The organism is Phenylobacterium sp. (assembly GCF_046290725.1).
Lineage (GTDB): Bacteria > Pseudomonadota > Alphaproteobacteria > Caulobacterales > Caulobacteraceae > Phenylobacterium.
In genome coordinates, this window is sequence record NZ_JBKBUH010000002.1 from 196,703 (window position 1) to 217,793 (window position 21,091).

The window sequence follows — 21,091 nt, forward strand, 5'->3', positions numbered from 1 at the left end:
TCGCTTGACTATGGAGCTGCCCATCCCTCGACGAGCACGACTATGGTATCGGTGCCGGCCCGTCGATCGGCGGCGATAGCCTGATACTCTGAGGAGTTGATCCACCGCTCAGCGGCTGCGCGGTCGTCGAACTGCAGCAACACGAGCTTTCGGCCGTCCCATTCTCCTTCGACGGGCTGCGGCTGCTCCTCGGCCACAAGTAGGCGGCCGCCATATTGCTTGAGAACCGGGAGAAAGGCGTTTGCGTAGCGTGTATACCGTTCCCGGTCGTGAATCGCGACGCGTCCGACGACGTAGGCGCTCATGACGGCCTCCTCAACCGATCAGACGCCTTGCCGGTGATGCGTTGGAGGGCGATTCGCCCGCGAGAATTGAAGTTCATGTCTTCGACGGCTCCGGTGGGGGCATCAAGTCTCAACTCGTGGCGACCCGCTCTGCGAAGGCTCTCAGCAGGCCCTTCCGCCCACAAGGACCAGAGTGGCCATTCTTGGGGTCGGATTCGCCAGACCGGTCCACGAGCAGAAGGCCAGCCCGCTCGCCGATCAGCGGGGGACGTCTTCGACTTCCTGTGAGGGGCAGTTCACAAGCCTTGCGGGAACACCGACTGCGGTGCAGCCGGCAGGCACGTCTCTCAGAACGAGCGAGCCTGCGCCGACCTTTGCGTAGTCGCCAATTGCGACGTCACCTAGCACCTTGGCGCCGGCCAACAGGGACACGCCGACACCGATCGTGGGGTGCCGTGGTTTGGCTTCCACGCCGTTTCCCCCAAGCGTAACTCCCTGCAGGATCGAGACGTCGTCGCCGATCTTCACGGTCTCGCCAATGATGATCTCAGTGCCGTGGTCCACGAAAACGCCCCTGCCAATCTGCGCAGCCGGGTGAATATCAACGTGGAAAAGCGCGCTGGCGCGGCTTTGCAGATGGTGGGCGAGCGCCCGCCGCCCGCTGCGCCAAAGCCAATGGGCGACCCGATAGGTCTGGAGCGCTTGGTACCCCTTGTAGAACAAGAAGGGTTTTAAGAAGCCCTGGCAGGCGGGGTCTCGATCCACCGCCGCGAGGAGATCGCAAGCGGCGCTCTGCACAATCGATGGCTCAGTATTGTAGGCCCGCTCGATCACATCGAGCAGGACGAGCGCCCCTACCTCCTGGTCGTCGAGCTTGCCGGCAAGGCGGCGCGCCAGCGCCACCCCCAAGTTATGGTGAGCCAGCACCGCGGCCGAGATCAGACCGGCAAGCTCGGGTTCACAAGCGGCGGCGCGCGCGCCTTCTTCTCTGAGCGCACTCCAAACGTACGCATGCGGAGGAGACCTCGAGGGTTCACTCAAGTCGAGCATCGGGCTCCTCGGCCGTAGGGGCGGGGTTCAGTTCAATAGCTCGCCACGACCGGCCACTTACCCTAGGGGAATAAGTCCCCCGCCGTGGGTGAGGGATCTTTAAGTATCGAATAGCTCGAGTGGAAGTTGGAGCTGCAAATTGGTCAAAAACCGGGGCATAATCACCTTCCGGCAAATGAAAATTCTGTTGAGATCATGACTGATTTATTCATGTTCAGTATGTCTCTATGCCTTGAACAAGGGCTAGATGCTGGCTCGAAGTGAAGCGCAGGGAGGAAGCGGATTGCTCGATGCACTCTTCATTGCTTTCCACGTGGTCGCACTTGGCGGCTGGGCGGCTTTGCTTCTCCTTCGGTCGCGGCGAGGCGCGACCATCGCCCGGGCCGCAGGCGCGCTCTTGGCGGCGGCCTATGGCGCCCTATTCGCTCTGAGCTGGACTCAAGCCGGGGTCCTGGCAGAGGGCTATAGACTTCGAAGCGTCGGAGAGTTCTTCTCAGACCCAACCTTGCGCCTTCTCGGATGGACCCACATCCTCGCGTTTGACCTTTGGGTCGGAGCCTGGATTGCCGAAGAAGCAAGGCGGATCGACATGCCGAGGCTTGCTGAAGGCGTAAGCCTTTCCCTCACAGCGCTGCTCGGCCCACTGGGGCTTCTGGCGTTCATTCTGCTGCGGGCGTTCAAGTTTCCCCCCGCCGCGCGGCTCTCCAAGCATTGATTTGGGCGCCTCGCGGGAGGCGCCGCGTCCAATCCCCCCAGAAGACAGAACCCATCGGCGCGTGGCTCATCTGGCGCCGTTCCCGGGAACCTGACGTCAGATGCGCTCCTCGGCCAGTCTGGCGAGGGCGCCCTGAACTTTGTCCTCTTTCGACCTCGTGGCCCGCAACTTGGTCCTCCAATTGTGCCGGCCCGCGTTTCGCTCGCCGAACCGCACGCAGGTGTGTGGGTCAGCTCGGCCACGTCTCTCCAGTGGGGGCGCGTGGGGCCGTGGCCTGGGAGACGCTCGCTGGAAAGAAAGAGCAGGGCTCATGTCGAGAGTTCCCACCGAAGAGGCGAAGAGCGGCGGGAATATCCGTCGCTTAACGGCGCCGGCCATCGCATCACGCAAGGGTGGTGAACCCGTCGTCATGCTGACAGCCTACACTGCGCGCACCGCCGAGCTCCTCGATCGCCACTGTGACATGCTTCTCGTCGGGGACAGTGTGGCGCAGGTGATCTACGGCCTTCCCAGCACTTTGCCGGTGTCGCTCGACATGATGATCGCTCACGGCGCCGCCGTCGTCAGAGGTTCCGCCCGGTCGCTCGTTGTCGTCGATCTGCCTTTCGGCAGTTACGAGGAAGGGCCGGAGCAAGCCTTTCGCTCCGCCGCGCGTGTGTTGCAAGAGACCGGCGCTGGCGCGGTGAAGCTGGAAGGCGGGGTGAAGATGGCTCCAACCATCGAGTACCTGACGGCGCGGGGCATCCCGGTCATGGCGCACGTCGGCCTCACGCCACAAGCCGTCAACACCTTGGGAGGGTACCGGGCGAGGGGCGGACGAAACGACGAGTTCTCGGAAATCTTCGACGACGCCGTCGCTGTAGATAAGGCTGGCGCCTTCTCGATGGTGATTGAGGCGGTGCTTGAGAGCCTCGCTGTTTCTATCACCCACGCCGTCAACTGCCCGACCATTGGGATCGGAGCCTCCGCGCGATGTGACGGCCAGGTGCTTGTCGTCGACGACATGCTTGGAATGTTTGAGCGAAACGCGAAGTTCGTTAGACGCTTCGAGAACCTGGCGAGCAGGATCGATGCTGCGGCCGAAACCTACGCGGCCACCGTTCGCGCCCGGCAGTTCCCTGATCCCTCCCATACTTACGCTGCGCGCGTTCGTTCTCGCGCAGAGGCGTGAGGCAAATCCTCCTTTGAACTTTCGCCAGGCAGCCATTGCATTCAAGACCGCGCCACCAATAATGATGATCATCATTTAAAGGTGGGGCATGAGGGAAGACGCTGACGCGGGGCTGAGGGCGGCCCTGGATGAGGATTTGAAAGAGCTTTCCTGGTGGCTCAGCTTGGGTCAGGTGCTCCGCATCAGCGAAGCTGCACGGCGCAAGTTGCTGCCCGTCGGGCCAGCCGCAGCCTCTCGGGATGTTCTCCTGGGCACAACCCCAGGCGGCCCGGTTGTCCGGATTGGCCTTGACCGCCTTCAGCTTCTGTCACCCGGCGATGCGTGGCTGACCGAACGCCCCCATATTCTCCATCGCGGCGTGCTTAGAGATCCTCACTTGGTTGCAGAGGTTGATGCTGAGACCTCCGCGACAGATGCGCTGCTTCGGTCCATTTTCGCGATCGCCCCGGGGCGCAGCCAGTTCGCCGCACTTGCCGAATTGATGCCTCTGGCCGCGCCCTGGGCGCTGAAAGCCAGCGCAAGAGCTGCGGCGCTGGTCGAACAACTCAGACCAAGTCTCCTCGGCGCGTTCGCTTCGTCGGGGCAAGCATCGTCCACGCGCTTGCTGGACTACTGGTTGCTGATCCACGTCTCCGCTCACCTCGCCCTGCTCGCCATAAGCTGCGGACCGCACGACTGGCTAAAGCCTCTCCTTGCAAGCGTGCAGCCGAAGGCCTGGACCCCCTCCCTCGCCTTTACCAGGGAGCGAACCTTGTGGCTGGCGGCTGCCGGGGCCCGCGTCGCTGCGGGGTTCGGTTCTGCCGCCGCTGACGTCTACTTTAGTGTTCTGGACGGGACGCCACCGTTGGGGCGGGTCTTCGATGCGGTTGTCGGATTGCTCGCCATCGCGAAGGCCCACCCAAAAGAGACCGATTGGATCCTGAACGCGCTTGAGGAGCGGCTTCGTGAGCGTCGCCGCGGATCCGAAGAATTTACTGAAGTGTGGACCGCGATCGCTCGGGCTATCGCCGAAGCGAGGGCGCCGACGAAGGCCGGGAAGCCGCCTGATCCCCTTTCGCTCATTGATCCTGCAGCGGTTGATTCAGGCGGGGCTCTTCCGGCGCTTCGCTGCGGCCAGAGCTTTGCTGCAAGGCCCTGCCGCGACCTCTACCCCAAAAGCAACCCCACGCGGCCCCACGCAGGGGTTCTCGCTGCGATGCTCCTCCGCAGCTGGAGGCTTAATCCAGAGGGCGCGATGCATTAGCGCGTGAAGGGCTCTGCAGGCGATTGACAACCGTCCAGCGCCCTATAATGATGATCAACATCATTATAGGGCGGGCGGTGATGAGCGAGCACTGGATTGAAGTCTGGATCGACGGGGAAAGGCGCCGCGGCCGAGTGGAAGCCCGCACCCTGCTGATCTACGCGCTGCGCGAACAGTTCGGCGTCACGGGGCCTCACATCGGCTGTGAAACGGGCCGTTGCGGAGCCTGCACGGTGCTCTTGGGGGGGCGTGCGGTGAAGGCCTGCATGGTCCTTGCCGTCCAAGCCGACGGCCAATCGATCACGACGGCTGCGGGCCTAGCAGGCGGGGAAGAGCTGCATCCGCTGCAGGCCGCATTTCACGAGCGTCATGCGCTTCAATGCGGCTTCTGCACGCCCGGCATGCTCTGTGCGGCCGCCGATCTCCTGCAAGCCAATCCTGAGCCCGACGAAGAGGCGATCCGGCAGGGCCTCCGCGGCAACCTCTGCCGATGCACGGGCTACCAGCACATTGTGGAGGCGGTCGCCTCGGCCGCAGAGGCCCTCCGGGCGCGATGAGGTCAACCATGTCGGATGAAGTTCTGGAAGACCACAACGGCAAACAGATCGGCCGACCGGTACGTCGGCTGGAGGACCGCAGATTCCTTGTTGGGCGGGGCCGATATGTCGATGACATCGTGCTGCCGCGCCAGCTCTACGCCGCCTTTGTTCGGAGCCCCCACGCGCATGCGCGTATCCGCGCGGTCCGCACCGAGGAGGCCCTGCGGGCTCCAGGCGTAGCAACGGTCTGGACTTCAGAACAGCTCGCGGGCGTTCCAGACCTCAAGCCGAACTGGATCTTTCCGGGTTCGAAAGTTCGAGGGCGGCCTCCGCTGGCGCGGGAATGGGTTCGACACGTCGGGGAGGGCGTCGCCGTCGTCGTCGCCGACAGCCTCTCTGCAGCGGTCGACGCAGCCGAATTGGTCGAGGTCGAGTATGAGGTCTTGCCCGCGATCGTGGATCAAGTCGCTGCGGCTGCCGAAGGCGCGGGGAGAATCCACCCCGACATCCCAAGAAACATCGCCACGGTGTTCGCGGCCGGGACGGGCGACTTCGACAAGTGCGCCGAAGGGGCTGACCTGCGGCTGACGATGAAGCTTCGCAACCAGCGCCTCGTACCCTTCCCGCTTGAGCCCCGGGCGGTCAACGCAGACTACGATCCAGCTACTGGGAAGCTGACATTCTACTGCTGCAACCAAATCCCGCACATGCTTCGGCGCATGCTCGCGGCCGCTATCGACTTCCCCGAGCAGAAGCTCCGAGTGATTTCCCCAGATGTCGGCGGAGGCTTTGGACCAAAGATGCACCTCTATCCCGAAGAGGTCGTGCTGGCGCGTCTCTCCCAGAAGCTTGAGCGGCCCGTAAAGTGGACGGAGACGCGCCGGGAGAATGTCGTAAGCACTACGCATGGGCGGGACCACGTGATGACGGCCGAGGTCGCAGCGCGGGCCGACGGTAAGATTCTTGCCCTCCGCGTCCGCAGCCTTGCGAACGTCGGCGCCTACCTTTCGTCAATGGGAACAGGGGTCCCGACCGTCAACGTGGGACTCTTCCTGCTCGGCGTTTACGCCATTCCCAGCTCCGAGGTGCTCATTCAGTGCGTCTACACCCACACGACGCCCGTGGATGCTTATCGTGGCGCAGGGCGGCCCGAAGCGGCCTACCTGATCGAGCGCGTGGTTGAGCGTGTCGCCCAAGAGCTCTCGCTGGATCCTGCAGAAGTACGCCGGCGAAACTTCGTGTCGCCAGAACAGATGCCCTATCGCCAACCGACCGGCACCACCCTCGACAGCGGCGACTACGCATCGACCCTAAATCTGGCGCTCGAGAAGGTGGGTTATGAGGCGCTGCGAGAAGAACAGCGGCGCGCCCGCGCTGGCGGGCGGCTGATCGGTATCGGGATTAGCAACTACACCGAGACATGCGGGATGGGAAACGCGGCGGTGTTGGGCTTTGTCGGTTTCGACCGCGGAGGATTCGAGAGCGCCATCGTGAGGGTTCAGCCCGACGGTCGGGCCACGGTGCTCTCAGGATCCCACAGCCATGGGCAGGGACATGTCACGACCTTTGCGCAGATCGCCGCAGACGAGCTTGGCATCCCGCTGGAGGACATTGAGGTGATCCAAGGCGACACCGACGTGGTGCCCTTTGGGATCGGGACGTTCAACTCGCGCTCAATTCCGGTAGGCGGGAGCGCCGTGAAGCTCGCCGCAGGTCGTGTGGCCGAAAAGATGCGTCGGATCGCGGCACACCTCCTCCAGTGTCCCGTGGAGGATCTCCTCCAGAACGACGGCCTCTTTCGGACCCGGCAAGGCAATGGGAGCGTCAGTCTCCGTGAGGTCGGCCGAGCAGCGTGGACCGGCCAGGGTCTGCCTCCCGGGATGGGGATCGGCCTCGAGGAGACGGAATTCTACCACCCGCAAGGCATGTCTTCTCCGTTCGGCAGCCACGTCGCCGTGGTTGAAGTCGATACTGAGACGGGTGACGTCCATCTTAGGCGCTATCTGGCGGTCGATGATTGCGGGGTGATTATCAATCCGCTCCTCGCGCGCGGCCAGGTCCATGGCGGGGTTGCGCAGGGCATCGGTCAGGCTCTGTGGGAAGGCGCGGCCTATGATGGGGAAGGGCGGCCTGACCCTGATCCCCCGATCCCACGCTTTGACATGCTGCCGGCGATCGAGACCGATCACACCGTGTCTCCAACGCCGACCAACCCGCTTGGAGCCAAAGGCCTGGGCGAAGCTGGGACGGTTGGGGCCCCTCCCGCGATCGTCAACGCTGTGATCGACGCGCTCTGGCGGCTGGGGGTGCGAGAACTCGACATGCCGCTTACGCCGGAGCGGGTCCTGTCGAGCATTGAAGCGGCTTTGCGGGAGCGAGCCGCATGATCCCCGCAGCATTCGATTATGTAAGGCCTAGCCAGGTCGAGGAGGTGTTCGAAGCGCTTGAGGCGCAAGCTGCCGGCGAGGTGTCGCTGCTGGCAGGTGGACAGAGTCTCCTAAGCCGCCTCAAGCTTCGCGAGGCTCGGCCGTCAACCGTTGTCGACCTGGGCGGCGTTGAGAGTCTGAGGCGCATGGATGTGTCGGGTGGCGCGATCGTCATCGGCGCGATGGTGTCTCAAGCCGAGGTGCTTCGTCACCCATTCGTCTGTGAGCACCTCAGCCTTCTCTTGCAGGCCGGCGCAGCCGCGGGCGATCCGATGATCCGCAATCGCGGGACCCTGGTCGGAGCCCTCTGCGCCGCGGAGGTCTCGGGGGATTGGGTTGCGGCCGTCTTAGCCTTGGACGCGGTGGTGCATATCGCCGGTCGAGGTGGTGTTCGTCATGTTCCAATCTCGGATTTTGTTCGGGGTCCGGGCGCGGTCGAGCTGGCCCCGGCCGAATTCGTGACAGCTGTCTCAATCCCCGCCCAGTCGAGCGCGACCAAGTCCCTATACCGCAAGCGAAAGCACCACGGCGTGGGCTGGAGCGTCGTCAGCTTGGCTCTCTCCCTCGAGATGAACGATCAGGGGCGATGCCGACAGGCGCGGGTCGCGATCTCGGGCGCCGGGACCTTTCCTCAGCGCTTACCCCATCTCGAAGAGAAACTAGTGGGCGTCGAGATGGCGAACCTCACGCAGTTCGCACGCCAGCAGGAGGGAGCCCTGCCCGATCTCGAGGCCAGAACGGATCGCTGGGCGTCGGGCGACTACCGCGCCCGCATGCTGGACGTCCTCCTTCGCCGAGCCCTGCTGGAGATCGGCGGCGACACAAACCTCATAACCTGAAGAGATCGCAATGACCGAAGAACCTTTGGTGCGACGGGAGCACCACGGCCCCGTTTGCGTGCTCACCATGGGCTATCGCCCCTACAACCTCGTCGGGCCCAAGCTCCTGGGGGCTTTGACGGCCGAGCTGAAGCTAGGGCTCGAGGCTGGCGCCCGAGCCGTCCTTCTTTGCAGCAGCCTTCGTCATTTCTCTGCCGGAGCCGATCTGGACCTCTTTGAGAGCCGATCAGAGGCGCCCCCTCCCGCGGCGGCGGCCACCACGAAATCCGGCAGGTCCTCGACGGTGGAGTTCCTGCGGAGTTTCGAACTCGCACCGGTTCCAATCGTCGCCAGCGTCCATGGGGTTTGCCTTGGCGGCGGCTTCGAACTCGCCTTGGCGTGCGACTACGTGATCGCCGCGAAGTCAGCCAAGATCGGTTCGGTCGAGGCGACGCTCGGCCTCCAACCGTTGATGGGCGGTATTCAGCGCCAGGTGCAACGGGGCGGTATGGCTAGGGCCAAGGAGATGTCGCTTCTGGGTCGACGCTACGATCCAGAGACCCTGGAGCGCTGGGGAATGATCAATCTGGCTGTCGCCGATGAACTCCTGGAGTCGACCGCCATGACCATCGCCCAAGAACTGGCGCATGGTCCGACGCTGGCCCACGGCGCAACCAAACAGCTTGCCTACATCGCCGCAAACGAGGGCGTCCTGGCGGCCGACGAGGCCATGGCCGATATCCAAAAGCCCATATGGGCGTCGGAGGATTTGAAGTTGGGCTTGGCCTCGTTTCGCAAGAACGGCCCGGGCATGGCCAAGTTCGTGGGGCGCTGAAATGCCGGGGCCTCTCGCAGGATTGAAGGTCGTCGATTTCTCACGTGTGCTGGCAGGGCCCCTCTGCGCCCGCACCTTGCTCGACCTCGGCGCCGAGGTGATCAAGGTTGAGCCGCCGCGGCCGGACGTCACCCGTTTCGCTCATCCGAGCTCCGGCACCATGTCGGGCTATTACGCACAGCAGAACGCGGGCAAACGCAACGTCAGCCTGGATCTGAACGTCCCGGCCGCCCGCGAACTGGCGCTCCGGCTTTGCGATCAGGCTGACATTGTCGTGGAGAACTTCCGCGCTGGCGCGCTTGCGTCGTTCGGCCTGGACTATGCGACTGTGTCGGCGCGCAACCCGCGTGTCATCTACGCCTCGATCACGGGATACGGCCAGGGCGGGCCGTGGCGCGCACGCATGGCCTACGCGCCGACTGTTCAAGCGGAAGCGGGTTTCACCGCCAATAGCCTGCGGCACTACGGAGAAGCGCTGCGGGAGGCCAAGACAGACAGCCTCTCTCACGCCGATGTCTATTCAGGTCTGCAGGCGACAATCGCCATCCTCGCGGCCCTTCAGCATCGCGAACGCACCGGCGAGGGCCAGTTTATCGACGTGGCGATGGCCGCGACTCTGATGGCGGTGAACGAGCGGGCGCACGTCGACCTGTCAGAGGTCGACTTGGGGGCCGAGCCGGCCGTGCTCGGCGCAACCGACTGCCCCTTCTTCTTGGGGCCTCAGGGAGAAACCCTGACGGTCGCCACGAGTCTCGTCGGCTCCCTCACGTTCCGCTCGTACCTAGCGGCGATGAGGCGCCCCGATTTGGCGGGAGATCCTCGGTTCGCGACGGCCGAGGCACGCCGTCAGAATCTGGTCGAGCTTCATGAGATCGTCCAGACCTGGATCCTGAGCTTCCCCGACCTTCCCACCCTAGACGCCCAGTTCGACGAGGCGAAGATCGCCATGGGACGCGTCCGAAGCCTCAAGGAGATCGCCGAGAGCGATTGGGCAAGCCACTGGGGCGCTGTTCAGGAGGTTTCCGATCGTGCTGGAGGCTCCTACCGACTGCCCGGTCGACCTTGGCGCTTCTCATCGCACGAGCTCGAACCCTTGGGCGAGCCGGCATTGCAGGGGGAGCACAACGGCGAGGTATTCGCCGAGCTTGGCTTGTCCGCGGCTGAGATCGAAACGTACCATCATCAAGGCGCCCTCGTCGTTCCGCCGCCCCCTCGTTCGCCAGGGCCGAGATGAGCACCGGCTCCTGGGTTCCCGGCGCTGACGGGTCCGGCTACGCGCTGAGCAACCTTCCGTACGGCGTGACTGTGGGTGAGATCCCGCGGGTTGTGGCGGCTATCGGAGACTACGCGTTAGATCTCTCCGCCTCTGCTCAAGCAGGATTGCTGGATGGATTAGGCGCGCCTCGCGAGGTCTGGGCGCAGCCTCGTCTCAACGACTTCATCGATCTTGGCCCAACCGTGCATCGCAAGGTGCGCCGAAGGCTAAAGAGCCTGCTTGGGACAGGTGCTCGGCATCGTCGGCGGGTCGAGGCTTGCCTGTTGGAGCGCTCGAAGCTTGTGCTGGGCCTTCCCGTAGCGCCTCGCGACTTCACGGACTTCTACGCCAGTGAGCATCACGCTGTGCGATCTATGCGCGTTGCAAACCCGGAGGCTGTCCTGGGGGAGAACTGGCGCTCGATGCCGCTTGGCTATCACAGTCGGGCCTCCGCCTTCCTGGGCACGCAGGCGACGATCCGCCGGCCGCAAGGTCTTCGCCGCACGAAGGATGGCCCGCAGTATGAGCAAAGCCGGTCGGTCGATTTCGAATTAGAGGCGGGGTTTGTCCTCGCCCTCGGCACCGGCTTCGGGGCGCAGACCCGCCCAGATCAATTCCCCCAGCGGGTCTTCGGGTTCGCGCTCCTGAACGACTGGAGTGCCCGCGACATTCAGGCATGGGAGGCTCAGCCTCTCGGGCCTTATCAATCGAAGTCGTTCGCCACACAGCTCGGGCCCTGGGTCACGCCCGTGGAAGTGCTCGCAGAATGCGGGACGGTGAACCAGAACCAGAGTTCGGCCGCGCTGCACCTTCGGCACGCGCATCCCTTCACGTTTGACGTGGAACTGGAGGCCGCCATCTCGACCGCCAAGATGCGCGCGAGGGCTATCGATCCGCAGGTCGTGTGCCGCACGAACCTCAAGCACATGTATTGGGACCCGGCGCAGCAGCTTTCGCAACTGACGGCCAACGGGGCTCCGAGCCGGTCGTGCGACGTCTATGGCACTGGGACGGTGTCCGGGCCTGACCCATCGTCAAGCGGCTGCCTGCTCGAGCTCACGGAAGGGGGACGTGAGCCGCTCCTTCTTCCCACGGGAGAGAAACGGGGCTGGCTTGAGGATGGCGACGAAGTGGTGCTTACGGGCCGCGTTCGACGTAGCGGCGAAGTCATCGCGGACTTGGGCGAACTCGTTGGGCGGCTTAGGGCGCCGCAAAAGTCGCATCTAGAAGGGAGGCGATAGGGGGATGGACCAGGAGTTTACCGTCTATACCCGCCCAAACTGCCGCTATTGCGATGCAGCCCTTGAGCTTCTGGCCCGCCGCGGACTGCGCTTTCGCAAGCTGGACGTCCGCGCAGATCCGGCGCTGTTGGAGGAGATGTACTCCCGTTCAGGCCGCTTCACTTTCCCGCAGATCTTCGTTGGCGAGCGTCACCTGGGTGGTTGCGACGAGGTTCTGGCGCTTGATCGCACAGGCGAGCTGACGCTGCTAGCGGCGGGAGCTGCGCAATGATCGTCGTGCTTGGCTCGCCCGTCTTCGGCGTTCCTCTGGACTCGGAGCGGAGGGGGCGGTCCAACGGCCCTGCCTCCCTCGCAGACCTCCGCGGCGGTGAGGCGTCATCTATTCGGATCCCAATGAGTTCGGGGAGGGGATTCCGGCGTCGGACGAGGGATGTCCGATGAGGTCGGAGCATCGGATGACCCCGAGGGGGCGTCTGCGGGCCCGTGGGGCCGGGGTGCCTTTGGTGGGGGAGCCAGGGCCGTGGAACGCGATCACAGACGTTGCGGGAGTCGAGGTTGGCTACTGCACGCTCATCAAAGGCGAACCCCCGTTACAGGTGGGGGTTGGACCCGTTCGTACGGGAGTGACAGCCATCTTCCCGCGCGGTCGCGCTCGGCCTGAAGCTGGCGCCTACGCCGGTTTCTTTAGCATGAGTGGAATAGGGGAGATGAGTGGTGCGGCCTTCGTCGACGAGCGAGGCCGGTTTGACGGACCCGTCACGATAACAAACACGCATTCTTGCGGGCTTGCCCGGGATGTCACGGCCCGCTGGCTCTTTGCGCGTCACGATCCCGGAGAGAAGCCGGATCAGCCATTCTATCTTCCCGTCGCGGCCGAGACCCATGACGGTGCGCTGAATGACATCAACGGGCATCACATCAAGGAAGCTCACATCATTGAGGCATTGGAAGCAGCGCGGTCCGGCCCGGTCGACGAGGGCAATGTCGGGGGCGGGACTGGTATGCGATGCTTTGAGTTCAAGGGCGGCTCAGGAACGGCGTCGCGAGTAGTGCCGTACGAAGGCGGCGTCTATACAGTTGGGGCTTTCGTCCAATCCAACTTCGGCAAACGCCACCTCCTGCGCATCGCGGGCGTTCCCGTCGGCTTGGAGATTCCTAAGGTACAGTCCACGGTGCCGGAGTGCGGTTCGATCATCGGGATTGTCGCCACCGACGCTCCGATGGCCCCACACCAACTAAGACGGATCGCCAGGCGAGCGGCATATGGGATCTCCGCCACTGGAGGAATTGCTTCCAACGAGTCGGGCGATCTTTTCCTCGCCTTCTCGACCGCGAATGATCAGGCTGTGCGGCAGCACGAGGGTCTCGTGACCACCGAGTTTCTCGGAGAGGGGGCGATGAGCGGGTTCTACGAGGCGACCATCCAATCCGTAGAAGAGGCCATTTTGAACAGCATGTTTGCGGCTGAGACGATGGTTGGAGTTGACGCCTTCACGGCCCACGCTCTTCCAGTATCCCAGGTGCAGGAGATCCTGCGCCGCTATAACCGCATTAGCGAAATGGCCTAGATCGCCGGTCTTCGGTTCGAAGCGACAAGCAATTCGAGGCGAGCACGCTGACGTGGAGCTTGAGAGCCAGATTCAGGCGCGCGGTGCCAGTCACTCTCCCACAAATCCTTGCGCGTCGCGCCACCCTGGAGCTTGCGTCTGCTTTTCGAGCGCAAGTCTCGCCGGGGATTGGTGCAGAAACGGACGGGCGCTTTAGAGCTCGGCCTCGTTGTCCGTGGCGGCCCTAATATCGTTCAGCGCTCCTGCGAGGGTTGCTGTGAGCATCTCTCGTGCAAGCTTATCCGTCGAAGGAACGCTGCGGGAGAGCATAAGCGCACCGACGCACTTCGCGACGAGGTTAATTGCGAGGGCCCGGCGCTCGGCAGCACCAGCAGGCGTCGATGCGGGAAGGCCTCGCTCGAAATCCCTGATCATGCCCTCGATCCCCCGAGCGAACGCGCGCTTGACGTCCTCGGGCTGCCGCGCCGCGTCAGCGCCGAGCGCCGCCGCGGGGCAGCCCTGGCCGATTGCAGAGCTATGTGTCCGAGTCAGGTAGCGGCGTAAGACTTCGCTGGCGTCGGCAGCTTGGGACAGGTCGGCGGACCGCTCTTGGAATGCGAAGTCAGTCGCCTTGGCGGCGAGTTCTTCCTTCGATTGGAAATGATTGTAGAAGCCGCCGTGGGTGAAGCCTGCGCTCTGCATCAGGTCCGCGATGCTCACCCCGTCAAAGCCGCGCTCGCGGAACAGCTCAGCAGCCGATTCCACCACAAGATCGTGGTTTCGCTGAACCTGCTCTTTGCTGATCCGCATGGTTTTCGAGGCCGATCTATTGCTGGCGGGTGACATCAAATAGAGGCCGCGGCTCTCTCGGGCAAGGCCGCGGCCTCTTACGGCCGGCTCGCTTAGATCGCCTCAAGGATTGTTGCGACGCCTTGACCGCCGCCTACGCACTGCGTCGACAGCGCGTAACGGCCTTTGGTGCGGCGCAAGAGCTGGGCGGCCTTGCCTGTGATCCGCGCGCCGGTGGCGCCGAGAGGATGGCCCAAGGCGATCGCACCGCCATCGAGATTGACCTTCTCTTCCGGGATCCTCAGTTCCTGGAGGCAGGCGATGGCTTGGCTCGCAAACGCCTCGTTGATCTCGACGAGATCGATGTCTTCGATGCTCAAATGCGCGCGCCGCAGCGCCTTCTCCACCGCCGCTACGGGTCCCATTCCCATGATCTCGGGCGGGCAGCCGGCGCTCGCGACCGCTTTGACGCGCGCCATCGGCTCAAGGCCTGTCTTCTCCGCGTAGGCTTCAGAACAAACCAGAGTCATCGCAGCACCATCGGTTAGGGGTGACGATGTTCCAGCCGTGACCGTGCCATCTGTCTGGAAGGCGGGCTTAAGGCCAGCTAGCGCTTCGAGACTCGTGCCTGGCCGCAGACAGCCATCGACGGCGATGACAGCTTGGTCGGTGGATATTGGGGTGAGCTCATCGTCAAGCCGACCGGCCTCGAGAGCCGCCGCGGCCTTCTGCTGAGAGCGAAGTCCGAAGGCGTCCTGTTGCTCGCGGCTTAGGCCGTAGCGGCGGGCGACATTCTCCGCCGTCGCGCCCATGGCGATATAGGCTTCGGGCATGCCGCTTTCGCCAAAGCGCGGGTTAGGCGAGGCGTTGAACCCGCCTTGAGGCACGTAGGTCATCGACTCAACCCCGCCACAGACGAATACGTCTCCCGCGCCAAGGGCGATTTGCCCGGCGGCGAGGTGAATGGCGCTCATCGACGAGCCGCAAAACCGGTTCACCGTCACGCCTGCGGTGGCCAGCGGAAGTCCCGCCAGCAAGGCTGCGATACGCGCGACGTTCGAGCCCTGCGCCGCCTCGGGATAGGCGCAGCCCATGATGACGTCTTCGATGTGCTCGGGATCTATTCCAGACCGCGCCACCAGCGCGCGCAGGGCTTCGGCCGCGAGGTCATCGGGGCGCATTCCAGCAAGGGCGCCCTTCTTCGCAAAGTGGAACGGGGTGCGGTCATAGCCGACGATTACGGCGGGTGAGGGCACGATCTGGCTCCTAATAATGAGATATATCATTATTGCAGCTGCGGGCGAGCCTGCCAAGGCGTACAAGCGGCGTGGCGAGGCCCACCCGAACTTTGTCCAGAGCCCGCCTGGAGGCGCATGATCGCCTTCCGCCATGCTCCTCTGATCGGTTTCCATTCAGGTGCTGAGGGAGAGATCGATGAGCGAGGGAGATTTCGTTCGCCTCACCCGGCAAGGTTCGCTCGCCGAGATCGTGCTGTCGAACCCTGAGCGGCGCAATGTCGTCAACTTGGCTTTCGCCCGGCAGCTTCGCGCCTGCGCCTCGTCCTGCGCATCCGACCCGGCAATCCGCGCAGTCCTCATGCGCGCTGAAGGCGCTTCCTTCTGCGTTGGCGGCGACCTTGCGGAGTTTCATGCGCTCGGGCCCGCCCGGCAAGACTATCTCTCGGAGATCGCTACCGAGTTTCACGCGGCGCAGGCGCTTTTGATGACGATGCGTCCGCCCTTAGTCGTGGCGGTGCAAGGCTCTGCCGCGGGAGCAGGCCTTGGCCTAGCACTCGTCGGCGACATCGTCCTCGCAGCGGAATCCGCAAGCTTCACCGTCGCCTATACGGCGGTTGGCCTCTCCGCTGACGGTGGATCAACCTACCTGTTGCCACGCCTGGTCGGGCTACGGCGGGCGCAGGAGCTGATGCTCACCAATCGGAGGCTCACGAGCGCTGAAGCGTTGGACTGGGGGCTTATCACCGCCTTGGCGCCCGACGATCAGCTGAGACCCGAAGCCGAGCAGATGGTTTTGCGACTGTCAGCCGGACCTGCGGCGGCGCAGGCTTCGATCAAGGCGCTGCTGGCCGAAACGCACCAGCATAGCTTCTTCGAGCAAACAGACCTCGAAACGCGAGAGGTCGTGCGGAACGCGGGGCGAGCAGATGCGGCCGAAGGGATTTCGGCCTTCGTAGGGAAGCGACAGCCCCGGTTTCGCGGGGACTGATCTATCCGCGCGGTCTGCGATCCGCTCACCGGGCCCACGAAACCCCATTGCGACTCTACTTAGAGCGCTCTAAGTAATGAGAGGGAGGTGGTGAGATGGATGCGTTGCCAAGCGCATTGCGCAGGCTTGCCGCTTGCCGCGGCCTTCCAGTCGGGCGAGCCGCGCCGGCCTCTCGCACGTTCGAGACCAGCGATGGTGTGAGGCTCCACTTCCTTGACTGGGCCGGCGAAGGGGAAACGCTCGTGCTCCTGCACGGAGGGCTGCTGTCGGCCCACACGTTTGACCTCTTCTGCTTGGCCATTGGCGCTGCGCATAGGTGCCTTGCGGTGGACCTTAGGGGCCATGGCCAGAGTGGCTGGGCTGAGGATTACAGCGTTCCCCGCATGGCCGCCGACGTCGCAGAGCTAGTTGAGGCTCTGCGCCTTCGCGATCTCCACCTGCTTGGAATGTCGCTTGGCGGCTGCGTCGCCGGCCATGCGGCGAAACTCATAGTCGATCGGTTGGGAAGCCTCACGTTCGTGGATGTCGGACCCGATGTGAACTTTGGATCCACCGCACGGATGCGAAGCTTTCTCGAGAGCGTGCGGCCAGCACCCACCATTCAGGCGGTGGTGGAAGAGGCATTGATCGTCAGCCCAGGGTCCGACCCGGATCTCGTGACATACCGCTACAGTCATCTGCTCCGTCGGACGCCTGAAGGCTATTTCTGGAAAGCCGATCGCCGGCGGCCGACGGACTTCCCCCACATCCTAGCCAAGCTTGCTGAGCTTCAAGACCTGGCCAAGGACGTGAGGTGTCCGACGCTGGTCGTCCAAGGCGGCCGCAGTCGGGTCCTAACTGAGCCCGCAGCCAAACAGTTCGCAGCTACTTTTCCGAACGGTGCGCACCGGCTGATCCCAGCTGCCGGCCACAACGTCCAGGAGGACGCCCCCGCCGAGTTGGCCCTCCTGACGCTTGAGCTCATGCAGACCACCCTCAGCAGGCGCACCAGCGCCGCCGAAGTTCCCGAGCGCCCCTGATCCGGAGATGTTCATGAGCCTCATCCCACAGTTCGTCGCCCAAAGGGCAGCCTTCGAGGAAGCTTATCAGACCGGTCAATGGCACTTGCTCTCAGGCTTCTTCGCTGACGACCTCGTCTACGAGGTGCTGAACATGCCCTTCCACTGCCGCTTGGAGGGAAGAGCCGCGGTGATCTCCGGTCTTCAGCGCTCGGTGGAGCGCTTTGATCAGCTGTGCCGACGCACCGTCGGCATCGGAGCCGTCATCCGTGAGGAAGGCGCAAATGTCCTGGTCAACAGCGGCATCCGGTTCGAGCGGGACGATGCGCCTCCGATCGAGGTGAGGCTGTGGGAGATCGCCACGTACCACGAAGGGAAGATTAGGCGGCTGATGGACATCTATGACGCGCCCGACCACGACCGGTTTGCCGAGTGGATGGCGGAGTGGGGCGAGGGGCTCGACCCAAGCTACGCTTGATCGAGCCTGCTCCCGCCGTCTGCGAAGCGGGCGGCAAGCCACTGAAGCAGATCAACATCTGCTTCTGCGTCGAGCCCAACACTCCGCATCAGCGCGTCCTTCATGAAAGCGGTGGTGAAAGCCACCGCCATCATGACAGCGACCATTCGGGCGGCGTCTGCTCGGGTCTGGCTGCGATCGGAGACGTTCGGGCTGACCTGGGAACAGTGAAGTTGATCCACGAGCCCGCCCAACATGCCTTCTCCTTCAGGCTTCCAACCTGACAGGGTGAGCCATGCAAGGAGCCTTGCGGTTTCGCCCGAACGGAAAAGTTCCGCCAGCTTCGTTGCGACGGCAGCCGGGACTTGCCCTCCTTGCTCGGATTGCGGAGCGGTCGCCGCCAGTTCGTCCAGAAACCTGCGGCCTGAACGGCGCAGCAGCGCCTCCAGAAGGCGTTCGCGACTCGCGAAGTGGTAGTGGATGGCGGCGTCCGTGAGGCCAAGATCCTGGGCGATCCGCTGAACCTTCACACCCGAAAGACCCTCGAGGACAAGGCGCTGCTCAGCAGCCTGCAGGATCTCCTCTCTTGCAACCTCTGCGCTTCGACGGACCCGCTTGCGCGCCGCTTTGTTCATAACCACCTCGGACAACGCTTCGGCCTCTCGACTGCGGCGGGCCGCGCGGCGGTCGCGATCGCACATCCCAACTTGAGAGGACGCGGAAGGCGACCTGCCATTATCCGTCTTTTGTAGCGGCGCTTGTCGCGGGCGGCCAACGCAACACGACCAGAGCGACAATGACGGCGAGCGCGCCGCCGAGAAGAAAGGCTGGCGAATAGTCGCCCGCGAAATCACGGATCAGGCCCGCCCCGGCCGCCGCCGCTGCGGCTCCCGCCTGATGACCTGTGAAGATCCATCCATACACGATCGGGGCTTCGCCTTCCCCGAAGTAAGCATTCGTCAGCTTCAGGGTGGGGGGCACTGTGGCGATCCAGTCCAGGCCGAAGAAGATGGCGAACACCAGAAGGCTTGCTGCGTCGAGGCTGAGGAACGGTAAGGCCAGCAGGGAGAGGCCGCGTAAGCCGTAGTAGGTAAAGAGCAGCTTGCGAGGATCGTAACGATCGCTCAGCCAGCCGGAGCCGGTCGCTCCGATCAGATCGAACACGCCCATCAGGGAGAGCAGGGCGGCTGCGTAGACGGGGGCGATGCCGCGGTCGCCGCAGAATGCAATCAGATGGGTGCCAACTAGGCCGTTGGTCGTAAGGCCACAAACGAAGAAAGCTGAGAACAGCAGCCAGAACGCGGGTACTCGGCTCGCACGAAACAGGACCTGAAAGGCGAGGCTTGCGCCTCGATGCGGGGGATGGGCTGGCGCGAGCCCCTTCGACTCCTCCCCTAATCGTGCCAGGCCGACATCCTCGGGCCGTTCGCGCATGAACAGCCACACGATGGGGATCAGCGCCGCCATGGTAAGGGCCACCACCCACACGACGGGCTGCCAGGCTCCGGACTGTGCAAGGCGGGCCATGGCGGGAAGAAAAACTAAGGATCCTGTAGCGGTGCTGGCGGTGAGAACACCCATCATCAGCCCCTGGCGTTTGGCGAACCAGCGGTTGACCACCGCAGCGGCAAGCACTCCGGCGACAGCCCCGCTTCCAATTCCAGAGACCACACCCCAGGTGAGGAAGTACTGCCAGGGCGAACTCATGAAGAGGCTTGCAAAGGTCGCAGCTGCCATGAGCGAAAGGCCCGCGAGCAAGACGCGCCGAATGCCGTAAGCCTGCATCAGACCAGCCGCGAACGGACCGACGAGGCCATTCATGAGGATGCCAAGGCCTGCCCCGGCCGACACCGTTCCCCTGTCCCACCCGAAGGAAAGCTGGAGGGGGATGATCAGGACGCCAGGCGCCGAGCGCAGGGCTGCGGCGGCGAGCAGCGCCAGAAACGCGGTCGCCGCGACCACATACGCATAGTGCACGGGAAGCCAAGTTCTTTGCGGACCTATCGGCATCGGCTTGCGCACCAGACTGCGCCGAGTTCAGTAGGCCCGGCCATCTTTGTGAAAGAAGCGCCAGCCGGACGGTTCGCGCTGGGCCGCCAGGTCGTCACGGGGGTATTCGACGGCATCGCCGGGGCGGCGATCGCCGACCTCGAGGTAGGCGGCCGGGCGTGCAGATCGGTTGACAATTTGGTGGGCCGTCCCACCAGCGCGAAAGGCCGCGCACATCCCGGGATAAAGGGTCTCTTCTCCCACGTCGGTGACCAGGACCACCTCACCTTCAAGGACGAAGACGAACTCGTCTTGAACCGAATGCCGGTGAAAGAGAGCAGACACGGCCCCAGGCGCAAGCTCGGTCAGATTGACGCCAAAGCCGGTTAGACCGTGCGGGTCTCCGAGGGGGCGCTTGGTGCGCCCCTGCATCTGCTCGGCGAAAACCGCAGGATAGTTGGAGCTGCGATCTCGCGTGGCGGATTGTGCCGCCTCAAAGCTGAGGCGGCGTCCGATTTGCGAGCCCGTCGGCTTGTCTTCCGGGTTCATGCGTCATCCTCAGGTGAAGCCAAGGGTGTCCAGGTTCGAGGGCGTCCGTTGCGCCGCTTCGGGTTGCTAGCCCCCACAGCGCCGTGAGGCGCGCAGCGGAGGGACTTCAAGGTCACTGCCTCAAGAGCTCAGTGATGGACGTCTTGGCCCTGGTTCGGGCGTCGACCTGTTTCGCGATCACGGCGCAGTAAGTTGCGGGCAACGAAGGATCGACCGCGTTGGGACGCGTGCCTGGAAGCACCACCGAAAAAGGCGGGACTTCGCCGGTCCAACTGCCGCCCGTGCGCCGGTCGACGATTGGCGTGCTCGCTGTGATGAAGACACCCATGGCCAGGACGCTCCCCCGTCGGACGATCACGCCCTCTGCGACTTCCGACCGAGCTCCGATGAAGCAATCGTCTTCGATGACGGTCGGCCGGGCTTGGAGCGGCTCCAAGACCCCACCGATCCCAGCTCCCGCCGAAATGTGGCAGTTTCGGCCAATCTGAGCGCATGATCCGATGCTCGCCCAGGTATCGACCATTGTTCCCCCACCGACATAGGCGCCGAGATTGACGAACGACGGCATCAGGATGACGCCAGGAGCGATGTAGGCGCCCCGCCGAACCAGGCTGCCCACCGCCGCGCGAAACCCCGCCCGGCGGAAGTCCTCGGCGCCCCAGCCCCTGAATTTCTGCGGGAACTTGTCCCAAGCAGGACCTGGCTCCTGAAGTTGCTCTTCCTCGGTGCGAAACGCCAGGAGCACCGCGGCCTTCACCCATTCATTGACCTGCCACGCTCCGCTCTTGGTGGGCTCCGCCACCCTCAGTTGGCCCGCATCGAGGCCGGAGAGCACATCACCGACGGCCTCAGCCAACTCGCATGAGACCGGCGCGCTCCAGACGTCCGGTTCGGCGATGGCGCGCTCAATGACGGTCTTCAGGTCTTGGGCCGCGAGGTTCATTCGACACGCTCAAGCT

22 protein-coding genes are annotated in these 21,091 nt (G+C 64.0%); 14 read left to right on the top strand and 8 right to left on the bottom strand.

Annotation, left to right across the window (positions count from 1 at the left end; genetic code table 11):
* Window positions 1-8: 8 nt before the first annotated feature.
* Window positions 9-305 carry a DUF1330 domain-containing protein gene (locus ACK41C_RS12180; RefSeq protein ID WP_409654553.1) on the bottom strand — a complete coding sequence of 99 codons (297 nt, stop codon included), beginning with the start codon at window positions 303-305 and terminating at the stop codon, window positions 9-11.
* A 237-nt stretch (window positions 306-542) separates the two neighbouring features.
* Window positions 543-1,334 carry a serine O-acetyltransferase gene (cysE, locus tag ACK41C_RS12185; RefSeq protein WP_409654555.1) on the bottom strand — a complete coding sequence of 264 codons (792 nt, stop codon included), beginning with the start codon at window positions 1,332-1,334 and terminating at the stop codon, window positions 543-545.
* A gap of 283 nt (window positions 1,335-1,617) precedes the next feature.
* Here cysE and ACK41C_RS12190 point away from each other — a divergent pair, with 283 nt between their 5' ends.
* The 11 genes from ACK41C_RS12190 to ACK41C_RS12240 all read left to right on the top strand — a co-directional run bounded on the left by ACK41C_RS12190 (window position 1,618) and on the right by ACK41C_RS12240 (window position 13,145).
* A complete protein-coding gene (locus ACK41C_RS12190; RefSeq protein ID WP_409654557.1) occupies window positions 1,618-2,049 on the top strand; it encodes an abscisic acid-deficient protein Aba4 family protein in 432 nt (143 codons plus the stop codon).
* A 310-nt stretch (window positions 2,050-2,359) separates the two neighbouring features.
* Window positions 2,360-3,220 carry a 3-methyl-2-oxobutanoate hydroxymethyltransferase gene (gene panB / locus ACK41C_RS12195; protein ID WP_409654559.1) on the top strand — a complete coding sequence of 287 codons (861 nt, stop codon included), beginning with the start codon at window positions 2,360-2,362 and terminating at the stop codon, window positions 3,218-3,220.
* A gap of 136 nt (window positions 3,221-3,356) precedes the next feature.
* A complete protein-coding gene (locus ACK41C_RS12200) occupies window positions 3,357-4,463 on the top strand; it encodes a hypothetical protein (protein WP_409654562.1) in 1,107 nt (368 codons plus the stop codon).
* A 47-nt stretch (window positions 4,464-4,510) separates the two neighbouring features.
* Window positions 4,511-5,020, top strand: coding sequence for a (2Fe-2S)-binding protein (locus ACK41C_RS12205; RefSeq protein ID WP_409654565.1), 510 nt, complete (start codon window positions 4,511-4,513; stop codon window positions 5,018-5,020).
* An 8-nt stretch (window positions 5,021-5,028) separates the two neighbouring features.
* Complete coding sequence (locus ACK41C_RS12210) at window positions 5,029-7,389, top strand: xanthine dehydrogenase family protein molybdopterin-binding subunit (protein WP_409654568.1); 2,361 nt, start codon at window positions 5,029-5,031, stop codon at window positions 7,387-7,389.
* The gene (locus ACK41C_RS12215) at window positions 7,386-8,267 is read left to right on the top strand and encodes an FAD binding domain-containing protein (RefSeq protein ID WP_409654570.1); all 882 of its coding nucleotides are present in this window, start codon (window positions 7,386-7,388) and stop codon (window positions 8,265-8,267) included. The genes ACK41C_RS12210 and ACK41C_RS12215 overlap by 4 nt, the downstream gene beginning before the upstream one ends.
* Before the next feature lie 10 nt (window positions 8,268-8,277).
* Window positions 8,278-9,081, top strand: coding sequence for an enoyl-CoA hydratase/isomerase family protein (locus tag ACK41C_RS12220; protein WP_409654573.1), 804 nt, complete (start codon window positions 8,278-8,280; stop codon window positions 9,079-9,081).
* A gap of 22 nt (window positions 9,082-9,103) precedes the next feature.
* Window positions 9,104-10,315, top strand: coding sequence for a CaiB/BaiF CoA transferase family protein (locus tag ACK41C_RS12225; RefSeq protein ID WP_409654576.1), 1,212 nt, complete (start codon window positions 9,104-9,106; stop codon window positions 10,313-10,315).
* Window positions 10,312-11,577, top strand: coding sequence for a fumarylacetoacetate hydrolase family protein (locus tag ACK41C_RS12230; protein WP_409654578.1), 1,266 nt, complete (start codon window positions 10,312-10,314; stop codon window positions 11,575-11,577). Before ACK41C_RS12225 ends, ACK41C_RS12230 begins: the two co-directional genes overlap by 4 nt.
* Before the next feature lie 4 nt (window positions 11,578-11,581).
* Complete coding sequence (gene grxC, locus ACK41C_RS12235; protein ID WP_409654581.1) at window positions 11,582-11,848, top strand: glutaredoxin 3; 267 nt, start codon at window positions 11,582-11,584, stop codon at window positions 11,846-11,848.
* A gap of 184 nt (window positions 11,849-12,032) precedes the next feature.
* Window positions 12,033-13,145 carry a P1 family peptidase gene (locus ACK41C_RS12240; protein ID WP_409654582.1) on the top strand — a complete coding sequence of 371 codons (1,113 nt, stop codon included), beginning with the start codon at window positions 12,033-12,035 and terminating at the stop codon, window positions 13,143-13,145.
* A 192-nt stretch (window positions 13,146-13,337) separates the two neighbouring features.
* On the opposite strand, the gene ACK41C_RS12245 is transcribed toward ACK41C_RS12240, so the two are convergent.
* Together ACK41C_RS12245 and ACK41C_RS12250 are read right to left on the bottom strand one after the other, a co-directional pair.
* Complete coding sequence (locus tag ACK41C_RS12245) at window positions 13,338-13,934, bottom strand: TetR/AcrR family transcriptional regulator (RefSeq protein WP_409654584.1); 597 nt, start codon at window positions 13,932-13,934, stop codon at window positions 13,338-13,340.
* Between the two features lie 92 nt (window positions 13,935-14,026).
* Window positions 14,027-15,199, bottom strand: a complete 1,173-nt coding sequence (locus ACK41C_RS12250) for a thiolase family protein (RefSeq protein WP_409654587.1) — start codon at window positions 15,197-15,199, stop codon at window positions 14,027-14,029.
* Between the two features lie 148 nt (window positions 15,200-15,347).
* Between ACK41C_RS12250 and ACK41C_RS12255 the strand changes: the two genes are divergently transcribed.
* From ACK41C_RS12255 to ACK41C_RS12265, 3 genes are all read left to right on the top strand, one after another.
* A complete protein-coding gene (locus tag ACK41C_RS12255) occupies window positions 15,348-16,139 on the top strand; it encodes an enoyl-CoA hydratase/isomerase family protein (protein WP_409654590.1) in 792 nt (263 codons plus the stop codon).
* 95 nt (window positions 16,140-16,234) lie between these two features.
* Window positions 16,235-17,158, top strand: coding sequence for an alpha/beta fold hydrolase (locus ACK41C_RS12260; protein WP_409654592.1), 924 nt, complete (start codon window positions 16,235-16,237; stop codon window positions 17,156-17,158).
* A 13-nt stretch (window positions 17,159-17,171) separates the two neighbouring features.
* Entirely contained in the window at window positions 17,172-17,615 is a 444-nt protein-coding gene (locus ACK41C_RS12265; protein WP_409654595.1) for a hypothetical protein, read from the top strand.
* On the opposite strand, the gene ACK41C_RS12270 is transcribed toward ACK41C_RS12265, so the two are convergent.
* The 4 genes from ACK41C_RS12270 to ACK41C_RS12285 all read right to left on the bottom strand — a co-directional run bounded on the left by ACK41C_RS12270 (window position 17,606) and on the right by ACK41C_RS12285 (window position 21,075).
* Window positions 17,606-18,295: a TetR family transcriptional regulator gene (locus tag ACK41C_RS12270; RefSeq protein ID WP_409654597.1), complete on the bottom strand. Its 690-nt coding sequence runs from the start codon at window positions 18,293-18,295 to the stop codon at window positions 17,606-17,608. The genes ACK41C_RS12265 and ACK41C_RS12270 overlap by 10 nt on opposite strands.
* Window positions 18,296-18,329: 34 nt before the next feature.
* Window positions 18,330-19,616, bottom strand: coding sequence for an MFS transporter (locus ACK41C_RS12275; protein WP_409654600.1), 1,287 nt, complete (start codon window positions 19,614-19,616; stop codon window positions 18,330-18,332).
* 15 nt (window positions 19,617-19,631) lie between these two features.
* The gene (locus tag ACK41C_RS12280; RefSeq protein ID WP_409654603.1) at window positions 19,632-20,132 is read right to left on the bottom strand and encodes a cupin domain-containing protein; all 501 of its coding nucleotides are present in this window, start codon (window positions 20,130-20,132) and stop codon (window positions 19,632-19,634) included.
* Between the two features lie 112 nt (window positions 20,133-20,244).
* Window positions 20,245-21,075, bottom strand: coding sequence for a 2,3,4,5-tetrahydropyridine-2,6-dicarboxylate N-succinyltransferase (locus ACK41C_RS12285; RefSeq protein WP_409654605.1), 831 nt, complete (start codon window positions 21,073-21,075; stop codon window positions 20,245-20,247).
* Between the last annotated feature and the right edge of the window lie 16 nt (window positions 21,076-21,091).

Bases quoted from the DNA above. Each gene is read 5' to 3' on its own strand.
- ACK41C_RS12180 (WP_409654553.1), bottom strand. From the start codon at position 305: ATGAGCGCCTACGTCGTCGGACGCGTCGCGATTCACGACCGGGAACGG.
- cysE (WP_409654555.1), bottom strand. From the start codon at position 1,334: ATGCTCGACTTGAGTGAACCCTCGAGGTCTCCTCCGCATGCGTACGTT.
- panB (WP_409654559.1), top strand. From the start codon at position 2,360: ATGTCGAGAGTTCCCACCGAAGAGGCGAAGAGCGGCGGGAATATCCGT.
- ACK41C_RS12205 (WP_409654565.1), top strand. From the start codon at position 4,511: ATGATGATCAACATCATTATAGGGCGGGCGGTGATGAGCGAGCACTGG.
- ACK41C_RS12210 (WP_409654568.1), top strand. From the start codon at position 5,029: ATGTCGGATGAAGTTCTGGAAGACCACAACGGCAAACAGATCGGCCGA.
- ACK41C_RS12215 (WP_409654570.1), top strand. From the start codon at position 7,386: ATGATCCCCGCAGCATTCGATTATGTAAGGCCTAGCCAGGTCGAGGAG.
- ACK41C_RS12220 (WP_409654573.1), top strand. From the start codon at position 8,278: ATGACCGAAGAACCTTTGGTGCGACGGGAGCACCACGGCCCCGTTTGC.
- ACK41C_RS12230 (WP_409654578.1), top strand. From the start codon at position 10,312: ATGAGCACCGGCTCCTGGGTTCCCGGCGCTGACGGGTCCGGCTACGCG.
- grxC (WP_409654581.1), top strand. From the start codon at position 11,582: ATGGACCAGGAGTTTACCGTCTATACCCGCCCAAACTGCCGCTATTGC.
- ACK41C_RS12240 (WP_409654582.1), top strand. From the start codon at position 12,033: ATGACCCCGAGGGGGCGTCTGCGGGCCCGTGGGGCCGGGGTGCCTTTG.
- ACK41C_RS12245 (WP_409654584.1), bottom strand. From the start codon at position 13,934: ATGCGGATCAGCAAAGAGCAGGTTCAGCGAAACCACGATCTTGTGGTG.
- ACK41C_RS12250 (WP_409654587.1), bottom strand. From the start codon at position 15,199: ATGATATATCTCATTATTAGGAGCCAGATCGTGCCCTCACCCGCCGTA.
- ACK41C_RS12255 (WP_409654590.1), top strand. From the start codon at position 15,348: ATGAGCGAGGGAGATTTCGTTCGCCTCACCCGGCAAGGTTCGCTCGCC.
- ACK41C_RS12260 (WP_409654592.1), top strand. From the start codon at position 16,235: ATGGATGCGTTGCCAAGCGCATTGCGCAGGCTTGCCGCTTGCCGCGGC.
- ACK41C_RS12265 (WP_409654595.1), top strand. From the start codon at position 17,172: ATGAGCCTCATCCCACAGTTCGTCGCCCAAAGGGCAGCCTTCGAGGAA.
- ACK41C_RS12270 (WP_409654597.1), bottom strand. From the start codon at position 18,295: ATGTGCGATCGCGACCGCCGCGCGGCCCGCCGCAGTCGAGAGGCCGAA.
- ACK41C_RS12280 (WP_409654603.1), bottom strand. From the start codon at position 20,132: ATGAACCCGGAAGACAAGCCGACGGGCTCGCAAATCGGACGCCGCCTC.
- ACK41C_RS12285 (WP_409654605.1), bottom strand. From the start codon at position 21,075: ATGAACCTCGCGGCCCAAGACCTGAAGACCGTCATTGAGCGCGCCATC.